The following is a 12,705-nucleotide window of genomic DNA, read 5'->3' as shown; positions in this document are numbered from 1 at the left end:
AACTATGCTTGAGATACTGAGTCGGGTCTGACCATTCTTTCAAATCTTCGTGTTGGCTTATTTTCTGTCCGGAATGAAGAATGATGCGGCGGAAGGATTGTGCTTTGTTAAAAGCCAGCGGGGACGCAGTTTTTCAGAAATTACGGCGATACAGAATGTGGTTCTTTTTTGCGGCGGAGCGTCGCGGCTGAGGGAAAACCCTCTTGCAAGCTGCGGCTAAAGCCTTTACCTGACAGACAGGTTTTCTGCCGTATTTCATATAGCGCAGTTGCTGAAAAACGGCATTCCGGTTTCGCAGACCGGATGGCAGGATCAGTCAGTTATCCTGACACTCTGCCGGATGTTATGCCAAATGATATGATTGTAATTTTGGCCGCAGATTATGTGTGGCAGTTCAAAGCTCTGGGAGTTCGACAATGACTTATGTCGTGACCGATAACTGCATTCGTTGCAAATATACGGATTGCGTGGAGGTCTGCCCTGTCGATTGTTTCTATGAAGGCGAGAATATGCTCGTCATCAATCCTGATGAGTGTATTGACTGCGGCGTATGTGAGCCAGAATGTCCTGCAGAAGCAATCCGTCCGGATACAGAGCCGGGTCTTGATAAATGGATTGAGCTGAATTCTGAATATTCAGCGAAGTGGCCAAATCTCACCGTGAAAAAAGACCAGATGCCTGAAGCCGCTGAAATGGATGGCGTCGCTAATAAGCTTGAACAGTTCTTCTCGGCAGAGCCTGGCGAAGGCGATTGATTCTCCGCTGATATGCCGGAATAACCACAGGATCAGCCCTGTCAATTAACGGTTTATTAACACAAATCGCCCGGTCGGGCGGCTTGTGACGGCATTTTGTTGATTCTGCCGGTTTTTTGTGTTACTGTCCACGATAATGTCGATGAGCAGGCGTCATTTCGTGGCGGCTACAGGTATTCACTGAAAGGCTGATATAAATTACAGGCTGAAATAGTGCCGGGGCAAGTTTGTTTTTAAATTTTGCTCCCACCGTTTATCCTGTGATTTTTTTTGCTTAAGTTTTGCCTCAGCATCCCTTTTACATTCTGTTTCGGCACTTGTTTTAATCAGCTGTTATGCCTGTTCCGTTTCCCGCGGGGCTGGTCGCAGGACTGATTGTATCACCGCGTGTAAACCGGCGCTCCAGGTGCCGGACACTACAGGGAGTATTGAAGCGTATGTCATCCCAGCAGAAGAAGGCCGCCGTCCGTCAGGGTTTTAAGACGGGTGAGTCGATTGTGTATCCGTCGCATGGTGTGGGACAGATCGTTGCAATCGAAGAGCAGGAAGTTGCAGGCATGAAGCTTGAGCTTTTTGTTATTGATTTCGATAAAGATAAGATGCGCCTTAAAGTGCCGGTGGCTAAAGCGGCTACCATTGGTATGCGTAAATTGTCAGAAGGTGATTTCGTAGAACGCGCCTTGAAAGTCTTGCAGGGTCGTGCCCGTATCAAGCGCACCATGTGGTCGCGCCGGGCTCAGGAATATGATGCAAAAATCAATTCCGGTGATCTGATTTCCATTGCAGAAGTCGTGCGTGATCTTTTCCGTGCAGAAAACCAGCCGGAACAGTCTTATTCCGAGCGTCAGCTTTATGAAGCAGCTCTGGATCGTATGGCGCGTGAAGTTGCAGCTGTAAATAAGCTGTCTGATACAGAATCTGTACGCCTCATTGAAGCTAATCTGGCTAAAGGACCGAAACGCGGTGCGAAGACTGATGAAGCTGAAGTTGAGGATGATGAAGCCGAAGCTGCATAATTTTACGCAACTCAGGCTGAAATATAGTCCTTTATAACAATAACGCCGTTCTGTTCACTCAGAGCGGCGTTATTGTTTTATGTATATTTTCGCTACGTAGTAATGATTGCACAGCATGTATCTGCTCTGAAGCATGTGCTGGAGCACAAAAAATGTTTTTCAAGCTCTCTGTTCAAAAAAATCATAAAATTAGCAGAAGATGAAGGAACCGGCCTTCCATTGATGCGTTTAACTCCTAGAGCGGTTTACGTCCAAATTGGATCATAGTGCTCGCTCTAGATTCTTTATTTGGCCGCATTATCACGGGCGTCAAGTTGATCCAACTTGACTGTGAAATGCTCTAGCGGATGACGTGATCCTCATAAGCAGGTTGCGTTGATATTTTCGTTATGGAGATTGAAATGAAGCCTGTAGCGTCCTCCTCCACCGAAGTTACGAAACGTACCGTCTCTTTTGTATCCTCCAGAAATCTTATTCGCAGTGCTATGTCCGCCCCTTATCTTGAACGGGAACAAGAACAGGAACTTGTTCAGCGCTGGAAAGAGCAGGGCGATCAGCATGCGCTGGATGAAATTACCTCATCCCATATGCGGCTGGTGATTTCCACCGCCGGACGGTTCCGCAAATTTGACCTGCCGATGGCCGATCTCATACAGGAAGGGACAGTGGGGCTTATGGAGGCTGCTTTCCGCTTTGAACCGGAGCGGGAGGTGCGTTTTTCCACCTATGCGATCTGGTGGATCAGAGCATCGATACAGGACTATATTCTGCGCAATTGGTCGATTGTTCGTGGTGGTACAAGTTCAACGCAAAAAGCTTTGTTTTTCAATCTGCGTCGCTTACGTGCCAAACTGGTGCAGAGCAATGAAACCCTGTCGAAGCGCGAATTATATACCCGCATTTCCGATCAGCTCGGCGTGTCTGAAAAAGATGTGGAACTGATGGATTCCAGATTATCCGGCCCCGACAGTTCTTTAAGTATGACTGTTTCGCCGGATGACAACAGCAGTGCGGAGAAGATTGATTTTCTGGTCGATGATCACCCGCTGCAGGATGAAATTGTTGAGAATATGATCGACAGCGAGCGACGTGTCAGCTGGCTGAAACAGGCATTATCCGTGCTGAATGATCGTGAATTGCGTATTATCCGCGAGCGTCGTTTGAAAGATGATGCCGTGACACTGGAAATGCTGGGAGAAAAACTTGGTATTTCTAAAGAGCGTGTCCGCCAGATTGAAAACCGTGCTTTGGAAAAACTGCGGGCTGCGTTGCTTTCCCAGAATGGTATTGCAGCCTATCACGCCTGAGCACGACCAATGTGCCTATAAAAAAGCCCGCTTTAAAGCGGGCTTTCTCGTTTCAGGTTGAAGCTGTCGTCAGATGCCTGTCAGGCCGTCCATGCCGATATAGGCAATGCGCAGCATATTGGTGTTGCCAGGGGTTCTGAGCGGCACACCGACAGTGATAATCACACGGTCACCCGGTTTGGCGAACTCTTCCCGATGGGCAATATGACAGGCGCGGTTGACCACATCATCCAGATCACGCGCATCTTCAGTCACCACGCAATGCAGCCCCCAGACGATCGACAGACGACGTGCTGTCTCAACGACCGGTGACAGGGCAATAATCGGTGTCAGCGGGCGCTCACGTGACGCTCTGAGGCCTGTGGTGCCCGATGAAGTGTAGCAGATGATCGCCGAGAGGTTCAGCGTGGTAGCAATCTGGCGGGCTGCCAGCGATACCGCATCTGCACCGGTTGCTTCCGGTTCGGAACGCTGATTATTGACGATGGACGGATAATTCGGATCGCGTTCTACTTTCTCAGCAATCCGCGCCATGGTCGCAACCGCTTCCACCGGATAATCACCGGCGGCGGATTCTGCAGACAGCATCACCGCATCGGCACCATCAAACACGGCAGTCGCCACATCGGAGACTTCCGCACGGGTTGGCACCGGAGCTGTAATCATGGATTCCAGCATCTGGGTGGCAACGACGACCGGCTTACCGGCTTTGCGGCAGGCACGGACGATTTGCTTCTGAATGCCCGGAACGCTTTCCAGCGGCATTTCCACACCGAGATCACCACGGGCAACCATCAGCGCATCCGACAATTCGATGATTTCATCGAGACGGGTAACTGCCTGTGGTTTTTCAATCTTGGACATCAGTGCCACACGACCACGGGCAATCTTGCGGACTTCCGCGAGATCTTCCGGCCGCTGAATGAAGGACAGGGCTACCCAGTCAATATCTTCAAGCAGTACGGCATCAAGATCACGGCGGTCTTTTTCTGTCAGCGCACCGACTGGCAATGTCGTATCCGGCAGGCTCACGCCTTTGCGGTCAGAAATTTTGGTGCCGGAGATTACTTTACAACGGATAGACTTACCGTCGGTCGCTTCAGCCTGCAAAGCTAAACGACCATCGTCAATCAGCAGACGGTCACCGGCCTGTACGGCCTGCAGAATTTCCGGATGCGGCAGGAAAACACGATTTTCATCGCCCAGTGTCTCATCATCATCAAGCGTGAAAATCTGACCCGGTGTGAGTTCAACTTTGCCGTCTTTGAATTTGCCGACACGTAGTTTCGGGCCCTGCAAATCTGCGAGAATACCGATCGGGCGTCCGAGCTTGCGCTCTACATTGCGGATGCGGCGCACCAGCTCACGCATCAGATCGTGATCGGCGTGGCTCATATTGATGCGGAAGACATCGGCACCGGCCGCGAATAATTTCTCAATAACCGCTTCATCCGAAGATGCGGGCCCAAGTGTTGCGAGGATCTTTACCTTACGCGCACGTCTCATTGGTGATTGGTTCCTGTCACTGTGGCATTGCCGGCCGGTGCATCATCAGTCAGCTGCACCATCCAGCTTGATTGTTCGCCCGTATCATATTCCTGAAAACCGGAGCGCTGATAACCGCGGGCAAAACAGTCATTCACGCCGTTAATTTTGAATTCGTTTTCAGCCACACACATATTGACCTTGCCGTCCCAGCGGCCGCCGCCTTCTGAATCCTCAGCATAAACATAGTAATAGCGGGAGGTCAGCGGGCCTTCGATCAGGGTCTTGCAGCTTGATCCGTTAATATGCCACCAGCCTTCCGTGATCCATCCGCTCTTGGCACGATAGCCGATTGCGACACCGACAAGATTTTGCGTCGAATTACAAACGCGAAAATCGGCACGGGCTTCAGGTGCGGAAAAGATAACAGAAATCAATGTGACCGAAACAAAAGCCAGACAATAGAACAAGGTAGAATGAAGACGCATCCGCCAGAACCTTTCAGCGCACGGTACTGCTTAAATATGACAGCAAGGTGTAACAGCCTGACCATTACCACCGGACTGCATCTTTTGTTCGGCTCTGTTTCGGGCAGAAACAAATGATACAGCACTGTAAACAACCGGGTTGCGGCACCGTATCTGCTTCACCATGAAAATGCGATGCCGTAAAGCCGCATAATTCACGCAAGTTGCAGGCAGACTCAAGAGCCTGAGGTCAGTTTTCCGCTGTAAATCAGAACTAATTGCAAAATAGCCTGTCTTGCCGGTCAAGCCGCTATCGGCAACCTTTGTAATCATCTCCGGCAGATAGTGACGGATCACAGTCTGAAAAATACCTCCTGTTTTGCGAATTCAGTGGTTTTCAGTTGTCATAATTGTAATCAAATCGATTTAATTGCTGTTTTGTCTATAGCCCACACTCCGACCGGATACTAGAGCGTATCGCGTTTAATTATATCCGCTGCGTGTGCTCTATCTTTTTGTTTTTACGTCTATCCATTTGAACCAGCCATGCTCTGGCCTATCTTGCAAAATGGAGCGCCGGTCACAAATGGCTCGCAATTCCTTGCAATCCATTTATATGTTGATCATCCAATCCATAGCCGGAAACGAGATGACAGGTTTTTCCCCTTTTGAGACCATTGACGGTGATTTTGAGCAAGGCATGCTGCTGATTGCCGATCATGCCAGCCGTGCAGTGCCTGAAGATTACGGCACGCTCGGGCTGGAGCCGCGTGTTTTTGAGCGCCATATCGCCTATGATATCGGCGTTGAGATGCTGACCAGAGCGCTGGCAGAAAAGCTGAACAGTCCGGCGGTGCTCGGCGGTTTTTCGCGGCTGCTGATTGATCCGAACCGCGGCGAGGATGATCCGACGCTGATTATGCAGTTGTCGGACGGTGCTGTTATTCCGGCCAATTATCCGATGCGGACTGAAGAGCGCGAAAACCGGCTGAACCGCTTTTACCGCCCTTATCACAATGCGGTTGATGCAGCCTGCAACAAGATGCTGCAAGCTGGTGGCCGCGCCCCTTTTGTCGTCTCTGTTCATTCCTATACGCCGGTCTGGAAAACCATACCGCGCCCGTGGCAGGTTGCATTGCTCTGGGATAATGATGACCGGGCGATAACACCGCTTTTATCGATGCTGCGTGATGACGGCACATTATCTGTCGGCGATAATGAGCCCTATGACGGCGCTCTGCGTAATGACACATTGTTCCGCCACTGTACCGCTAAAGGCTATGCCAATGTGCTGATTGAAGTGCGGCAGGATCTGATCGCAACACCGGAAGGTGTGCAGGTTTGGGCTGAGCGTCTTGCGCCGATGCTGGCACATATCAATATGATGGATGGTATTCACGATATCCGCCATTATGGTTCACGCACCGGTTCCGTTGAACGGATTTGAGCTGCGAAAGGAAATTGCATGACAAATATTACAGGTAATCAGCGTCTGGCCTATGAAGCGGCCGCTTTTCGCAAGCTGGTTGAGCATTTGCGCAACCGCACCGATGTTCAGAATATCGATATGATGAACCTGACCGGCTTTTGTCGCAACTGCCTATCCAACTGGTTTCAGGAAGCGGCCAATGCTGATGGCAATGCGCTGACCAAAGACGAAGCACGCGCCGAGATTTACGGCATGCCTTATGATGAATGGCGGGAAAAATATCAGACACCGGCCAGTCAGGCGCAGCAGGATGCTTTTTCTGCACGAAAACCAAGCCACTAATAAAGCTGCTTCAGAAAAAGTGGCTACCGGTTTTTTGCCCGAAGCAGCGACAGATAAAAAACAGAGTGGGTTTTCACTCGAAAATTGAACCACTCTGTAGATTTTAACCAGTATCTTACCGCTTGGCGGCTAGTTTAAGTTCCAAGATTCTTAAATCCATTGCTTGACCATGCGCTGCATGTGAGGCAACCAAGACCACCTGTTTTAAGGCCTGCGACTCGCCCAGCGTTTCATATGGTCTTGTCTATAATCGGAGAATGATATTGAGCGACGATATTACCGGCGACAACGCCCAGTCCATTGCAGTCGGCCAGCTGCGTGCATTTATTGAACGTATTGAACGTCTGGAAGAAGAAAAGAAAACCATTTCTGATGATATCAAAGAGGTTTTCGCTGAGCTGAAAGGCTCCGGCTTTGACTCTAAAGCTGTACGCACCATCATCCGCCTGCGTAAGAAAGAAGCGCATGAGCGTCAGGAAGAAGAAGCGATGATCCAGCTTTATATGGACGCGCTCGGCATGAGCTGATTTCAGCAGTGCTGAAACAAAAAGGGGGCTTTCGCCCCCTTTTTTATTGCTAAAAATCAGTGTCAAACATCAAGCAGTTTCTCAAAACCACCATAGATCATCCGCTTGCCGTCAAAAGGCATGGATTCACCCATCGCCTGCATGCGGGGATCTTCCATCATTTTTTTCCAGGTTGTATCGCGCACAGTTTTGTTCGGAAATTCAATCCAGCTGAACACGACAACTTCGCCGTCTTTTGCCTGCACGGAGCGACGGAAATCCGTCAGCTTGCCATCCGGCACATCATCGCCCCAGCACTCAACAATGCGGGTGGCGCCAAATTCTTTAAAAATCACAGCCGCTTCAGCTGCATGTTTACGGTAGTCTTCTTTACGGTTTTCCGGCACAGAAGCGACAAAACCCTCGACATATCCCATTTTCATTCTCCTCCTTGTGGGCAACTTTATTCTTGCGTTGACTTAATATGTTGATATCAACATAATTGTAAAATGTCAATGAATGTACCATTTTCGACCACATTGGAAGTCCGTGATACATGTCTGTGCCTGCACGCACAGCGCGCAGCCCGTGCTTTAGCCCGTTATTTTGACGATGCTTTGAGGCCCTTCGGACTGACAAACGGCCAGTTTTCTTTGCTGATGGCTTTAAACAGGCCTGAACCGCCATCCATCGCACCGGTTGCCCAATTGCTCGCTATGGATCGCACGACATTAACGGCCGCACTTAAACCGCTTCAGAAAAAAGCACTGATAGAAATTATACCAGATGCAACGGACCGGCGCAGCCGATTATTACTGTTGACACCCAAAGGTTCAGCTCTGCTGGCAGAAGCCGTGTCTGTCTGGCGGCAGACCCATGCAGAACTGGAAAATAACCTTCTGAACGGTAACGGTGATTTTTTGCGCTCAATGCTGCTCAGCCTTGGGAATATCACTCCGGCATGAAACACAAAGCTGTGTTATCAGAATAGTTTGTCGCGCTTTTTCTTTCCCTCCGCATCTTTTTGGTCATAATCCGCTTTGAACGAATAATGCATATCCTGCGGAGGAAACGGAATGCGCATGAAACAACTCGGACGGTCAGATTTACAGGTTTCACCTTTCTGCTTCGGCGGCAATGTGTTCGGCTGGACAGCCGATGAAACCACATCTTTTGCCTTACTCGACCGCCTGCTCGATGCCGACCTGACATTTATTGATACGGCCAATGTCTATTCCCGCTGGGTAGAGGGGCATAAGGGCGGTGAATCGGAAACCGTTATCGGCAACTGGCTCAAAAGCCGTGGCAGTCGTGACAAGATGATCATTGCCACCAAGGTTGGTGCCGATATGGGCGAAGGCTTTACCATGGCGCCTGCCCATATCCGTGAATGTGTTGACGCTTCGCTCAAGCGCCTGCAAACAGATTATATTGATCTTTACCAGTCGCATTATGATGATCCGAATACGCCGTTTGAGGATGTGCTCGGTACATTTCAGGATCTGATCAAAGCCGGTAAAGTCCGTGCAATCGGTGCATCCAATATCACCGGCGAGCGCCTGCAAAGCGCATTGGAAATCTCTGAGAAACATAATCTGCCGCGCTATAACTCATTGCAGCCGTTGTATAATCTCTATGATCGCAAGGATTATGAAACCACGCTGGAGCCGGTGGTGAGCGCCAATCAGGTTGGCGTTATTCCTTATTATACGCTGGCGGCCGGTTTCCTCACGGGGAAATATCGCAGCGAGAAAGATCTGGGCATTAGCCCGCGTGGCAACAGGGTTGGCACCAGCTATCTCAATGAACGCGGATTGAAGATTCTGGAAGCTATGGATCAGGTGGCGGAACGCTATAGCGTGACTGTGGCGCAAATTGCGGTTGCATGGATGATGGCGCAGCCGTCAATCACCGCGCCGATTGCCAGCGCCACCAAGATTGAGCAGCTGGAAGAGCTGATTAAAGCGACTCAGCTGACGCTCGATCAGGATGCATTGGATGTTCTGAACAAGGCCAGCGCATAAAACAAAAAGCCTGCCTGAAACATCATTCAGGCAGGCTTTTATCAGAGCATTGTGGAGGACTGATTAGCCTTCAATTTCCTCACGCAGCATTTCCAGCTCAAGCCATTCTTCTTCATGAGTTTCATTCTCGCTGCGTTTCTTTTCAATCTCAGCGGCGATCTTGGCAAACTGCGCAGGATCTTTGGTATAAAGTGCCGGATCAGCCATTTTCGCCTCAAGTGCTGTAATTTCTGCACTCAGCTTTTCCATCTTCGCCGGCAGTGATTCCAACGCAAATTTCTGCTTATAGGACAGTTTGCGCTTTTCATCGCGTTTTGGTGCGGGGGCAGCTTCCGCCTTGTCACTACCTGCGGGTGCGGCAGATTTTACCTGACGGCGTGCCAGCGCTGTTTCTTTGCGCTGTGCCATCATATCCGCATAACCACCGGCATATTGCAGCCAGCGCCCGTCACCTTCCGGTGCAATCACTGATGTTACCGTGCGGTCGAGAAAATCACGGTCATGGCTCACCAGAATAACGGTGCCTGCAAAACCGGAGACCAGTTCCTGCAACAGATCCAGCGTTTCCATATCCAGATCGTTGGTCGGCTCATCGAGGATCAGCAGGTTGGCCGGACGGGACAAGACCCGCGCCAGCATCAGACGTGCGCGCTCACCGCCGGATAATTCACGGATCGGTGTGCGTGCCTGTTCCGGCTGAAACAGGAAGTCTTTCATATAGGAAACGACATGGCGCTGTTCGCCATTGACCACCAGCGATTCACCGCGCCCGTCGGTCAGATAATGCGACAGGGTTTCATCCGGATTAAGCTCACGCTTCTGATCCAGCTCGGCAAAATCCAGATTAACACCGAGACGGATTGTGCCGGAATCCGGTTCAAGTTTACCGGTCAGCATCGACAGTAATGTGGTTTTGCCTGCACCATTTGGCCCGACAAGACCGATACGGTCACCGCGATTGACGCGGATGGAGAAATCCTTGACCAGCACACGCTCATCATAGGCTTTGCTGATCTTATCTGCTTCAATCACCAGCTTGCCGGATTCTTTCACGTCGCTGGCCTGCAGCGTTGCCACGCCTTGCGCATGGCGATGGGTGCGGAATTCATGGCGCATTGTGTGCAGTTCGCCAAGGCGGCGCATATTGCGCTTGCGACGTGCGGTTACACCATAGCGCAACCAATGTTCTTCACGAACAATCTGACGGCCGAGTTTCTGATGATCGCGCTCTTCTTCTTCCAGAACTTTGTCGCGCCATTCTTCAAAATGCGCGAAGCCCTGTTCAATACGGCGTGTCACACCGCGATCCAGCCAGATCGTGGCGCGGCTGACATTTTCCAGAAAACGACGGTCATGGGAAATCAGCACAATCGCCGAGCGGATCTGGCGCAATTCCTGTTCCAGCCATTCAATCGTTGCGAGATCAAGATGGTTGGTCGGTTCATCCAGCAGCAGCACATCCGGCTGCGGTGCAATCACCCGCGCCAATGCCGCACGGCGTGCTTCACCGCCGGAAAGCTGCTCCGGTGTTTCATCGCCGGTCAGTCCCAGATTTTCCAGAAGATAGGCCACGCGATACGGATCATCAGTCGGGCCGAGACCTGCTTCCACATAATCACGCACATTGGCAAAACCATCCATATCCGGTGCCTGTGCCAGATAGCGAATGGTTGCGGAAGGATGGCGGAAAACCTCGCCGCCGGTTGGTTCAACCATACCGGCTGCAATTTTCAACAGTGTGGATTTGCCGGAGCCGTTACGCCCGACCAACGCAATCCGCTCTCCCTCACTGATCGACAGGCCTGCATCTTCCAGCAGCGGTGTGCCACCAAAAGTCAGGCTGATCTGGTCAAGTCGGAGAAGAGGAGGAGCCATGGATAATTACGCTTTAAAAAGAGAGGCCGAAGATTGTTACTGCTCATTACTGCATATTGCTGCAAACAGGAACCCTTACTGCTAAATTCCTGGATCAATGCGCAGGCATAAAAAAACAGGCCGGAAACCGGCCTGTTTTAAATTCAATTTTGTAACTATTAGTTACAAGGCGCTTCGTAAACGCGGCCGTAATTGTCGCGGTAGCGGCAATACTGAACGCCGTTACGGGTCTGTGCTGCACCGAGCAGCGTACCGGCAACCGCACCGATTGCAGCACCGGTCAGGGCGCCACGGCCGTTACCGCCAATTGCGCCACCGGCAAGCGCGCCGAGTGCTGCGCCGCCCACACCGTAACCGGCGGTGCGCTGTTCGCCTGTTGTACAGGCAACAGTCGAAAACGCGAGCACTGCTGTTACTGCGATCATAGAAAGACGTGATTTCATCTAAAGTTACTCCCGTTGAGGCTACTCACTTGCCATAATCTCCTGCATTTTATAGCAAAAAGAAGACGGCAACTATCAAAACAATTTACAGGTTTTTACGTTCAGTCACATCAGATTGAATCAATGGCAGGCGATGCGACTAAAATTGCCGCGCCTCCACCTAACGTCACTGTTAAGTTTTCTTTTACCCTATTTGAAAGCGTTAAAGAAGAGCCAAACGGTACAGTTACATTATCCAGCGGCCATTCGGCGCCGGAAATTGATAATCTGGTTAATGTCTCAAAGCCCAGAATACTGAATAATGTTTCTTCCGGCAGGTCGAAACCGGTTTTCCCGTAGATCAGTGGTGTTGCTTCCTCGTGGCCGCTGGAGAGAAATATTTTACGTCCTGTATGTGCCTTCGCTACTGCCATGCTGAGATGCAGAAATGTGTGGTCGGTGCGCTCGCCGCCAAAAGCACCGGCCAAAATCACCTCTGTTGCGCCGCGTTCATAGGCTTCATGTAATGCCAGTTCGCCATCGGTCATATTCTTTGCAACGGGAAAGACCTGCCGCTCAATGTGTCCATATTGTGCTGCCAGTGTCGTATCAGTGGAATCAAAGTCGCCGAGCCATAATTCCGGCACCACGCCAAGGCCGGCCGCATGGCGCATACCGCTATCTGCCGCCAAAACGCGTGCACCGGAAATCTGCTTTTTCAGCCGCGAAGTGACGGTCAGATCACCGCCGAGAAGAATGAGAAATTTTGACATGGTGCTGCATATCACGCTGTTTCAAAGACCGGAAGTCTGGAGCGTGTCGCGTTTAATCGTACCCACTGCGCTCGCTCCGGATTTTTTAATTGCCGCATGTTCGCAGCAGCTCAAATGAAACCATTCGAGCCCGACATGCTCTAACAATCCTCTTGCTCCGTGACGCTGTTTTATCCTATTGTCCGCTCGCTCTAACGGGGTGCCTTCGGTTTCGGAGGCTGAGAGGCCGGTCTCCGGCTAACCCGCTGAACCTGATCCGGTTTGTACCGGCGGAGGGATTAGATGCTGTCCGGCTTCCGGCGCT

At 50.9% G+C, this 12,705-nt stretch carries 14 protein-coding genes, 1 pseudogene and 1 riboswitch; of the genes and pseudogenes, 8 read left to right on the top strand and 7 right to left on the bottom strand.

Going from position 1 to position 12,705, the window contains the following annotated elements; genetic code table 11:
* Positions 1-416: 416 nt before the first annotated feature.
* From fdxA to LDL70_RS13475, 3 genes are all read left to right on the top strand, one after another.
* Positions 417-755: a ferredoxin FdxA gene (gene fdxA, locus LDL70_RS13485; RefSeq protein ID WP_022709929.1), complete on the top strand. Its 339-nt coding sequence runs from the start codon at positions 417-419 to the stop codon at positions 753-755.
* Positions 756-1,192: 437 nt separating this feature from the next.
* Complete coding sequence (locus tag LDL70_RS13480; protein WP_028233395.1) at positions 1,193-1,771, top strand: CarD family transcriptional regulator; 579 nt, start codon at positions 1,193-1,195, stop codon at positions 1,769-1,771.
* A 401-nt stretch (positions 1,772-2,172) separates the two neighbouring features.
* Positions 2,173-3,078: an RNA polymerase factor sigma-32 gene (locus LDL70_RS13475; protein WP_075657358.1), complete on the top strand. Its 906-nt coding sequence runs from the start codon at positions 2,173-2,175 to the stop codon at positions 3,076-3,078.
* A 69-nt stretch (positions 3,079-3,147) separates the two neighbouring features.
* On the opposite strand, the gene pyk is transcribed toward LDL70_RS13475, so the two are convergent.
* The 3 genes and pseudogenes from pyk to LDL70_RS13460 all read right to left on the bottom strand — a co-directional run bounded on the left by pyk (position 3,148) and on the right by LDL70_RS13460 (position 5,387).
* Positions 3,148-4,584, bottom strand: a complete 1,437-nt coding sequence (gene pyk / locus LDL70_RS13470; protein ID WP_075657271.1) for a pyruvate kinase — start codon at positions 4,582-4,584, stop codon at positions 3,148-3,150.
* A pseudogene (locus tag LDL70_RS13465) lies at positions 4,581-4,973 on the bottom strand (DUF1036 domain-containing protein); the annotation flags it as partial. The pseudogene LDL70_RS13465 and the gene pyk, both read right to left, overlap by 4 nt.
* 108 nt (positions 4,974-5,081) lie before the next feature.
* Complete coding sequence (locus LDL70_RS13460) at positions 5,082-5,387, bottom strand: hypothetical protein (RefSeq protein ID WP_151160272.1); 306 nt, start codon at positions 5,385-5,387, stop codon at positions 5,082-5,084.
* A 292-nt stretch (positions 5,388-5,679) separates the two neighbouring features.
* Here LDL70_RS13460 and LDL70_RS13455 point away from each other — a divergent pair, with 292 nt between their 5' ends.
* The 3 genes from LDL70_RS13455 to LDL70_RS13445 all read left to right on the top strand — a co-directional run bounded on the left by LDL70_RS13455 (position 5,680) and on the right by LDL70_RS13445 (position 7,328).
* Entirely contained in the window at positions 5,680-6,477 is a 798-nt protein-coding gene (locus LDL70_RS13455) for an N-formylglutamate amidohydrolase (protein ID WP_225685283.1), read from the top strand.
* 18 nt (positions 6,478-6,495) lie between these two features.
* Positions 6,496-6,801 carry a DUF1244 domain-containing protein gene (locus LDL70_RS13450; protein WP_151160270.1) on the top strand — a complete coding sequence of 102 codons (306 nt, stop codon included), beginning with the start codon at positions 6,496-6,498 and terminating at the stop codon, positions 6,799-6,801.
* Positions 6,802-7,058: 257 nt separating this feature from the next.
* Positions 7,059-7,328 (top strand): DUF2312 domain-containing protein, encoded by a 270-nt coding sequence (locus tag LDL70_RS13445; RefSeq protein ID WP_033315879.1) that lies wholly within the window; start codon positions 7,059-7,061, stop codon positions 7,326-7,328.
* A 62-nt stretch (positions 7,329-7,390) separates the two neighbouring features.
* On the opposite strand, the gene LDL70_RS13440 is transcribed toward LDL70_RS13445, so the two are convergent.
* Positions 7,391-7,744 carry a DUF1428 domain-containing protein gene (locus LDL70_RS13440; protein WP_075657275.1) on the bottom strand — a complete coding sequence of 118 codons (354 nt, stop codon included), beginning with the start codon at positions 7,742-7,744 and terminating at the stop codon, positions 7,391-7,393.
* Positions 7,745-7,816: 72 nt separating this feature from the next.
* On the opposite strand from LDL70_RS13440, the gene LDL70_RS13435 reads away from it, so the two are divergent.
* Positions 7,817-8,272: a MarR family winged helix-turn-helix transcriptional regulator gene (locus tag LDL70_RS13435; RefSeq protein WP_225685282.1), complete on the top strand. Its 456-nt coding sequence runs from the start codon at positions 7,817-7,819 to the stop codon at positions 8,270-8,272.
* A 111-nt stretch (positions 8,273-8,383) separates the two neighbouring features.
* Positions 8,384-9,331 (top strand): aldo/keto reductase, encoded by a 948-nt coding sequence (locus LDL70_RS13430; protein WP_225685281.1) that lies wholly within the window; start codon positions 8,384-8,386, stop codon positions 9,329-9,331.
* Between the two features lie 63 nt (positions 9,332-9,394).
* Here the strand turns inward: LDL70_RS13430 and LDL70_RS13425 are convergent, their stop codons facing one another.
* The 3 genes from LDL70_RS13425 to LDL70_RS13415 form a co-directional block, all read right to left on the bottom strand.
* Positions 9,395-11,206: an ABC-F family ATP-binding cassette domain-containing protein gene (locus LDL70_RS13425; RefSeq protein ID WP_225685280.1), complete on the bottom strand. Its 1,812-nt coding sequence runs from the start codon at positions 11,204-11,206 to the stop codon at positions 9,395-9,397.
* A 158-nt stretch (positions 11,207-11,364) separates the two neighbouring features.
* Entirely contained in the window at positions 11,365-11,649 is a 285-nt protein-coding gene (locus LDL70_RS13420; RefSeq protein WP_075657278.1) for a glycine zipper 2TM domain-containing protein, read from the bottom strand.
* Positions 11,650-11,759: 110 nt separating this feature from the next.
* Entirely contained in the window at positions 11,760-12,401 is a 642-nt protein-coding gene (locus tag LDL70_RS13415) for a thiamine diphosphokinase (RefSeq protein ID WP_225685279.1), read from the bottom strand.
* Between the two features lie 185 nt (positions 12,402-12,586).
* Positions 12,587-12,696, top strand: a riboswitch (TPP riboswitch).
* Positions 12,697-12,705: the final 9 nt, after the last annotated feature.

This window comes from Pseudochrobactrum sp. XF203 (genome assembly GCF_020341615.1).
GTDB lineage: Bacteria > Pseudomonadota > Alphaproteobacteria > Rhizobiales > Rhizobiaceae > Pseudochrobactrum > Pseudochrobactrum saccharolyticum.
This window is presented reverse-complemented; position numbering and strand designations above follow the sequence as displayed.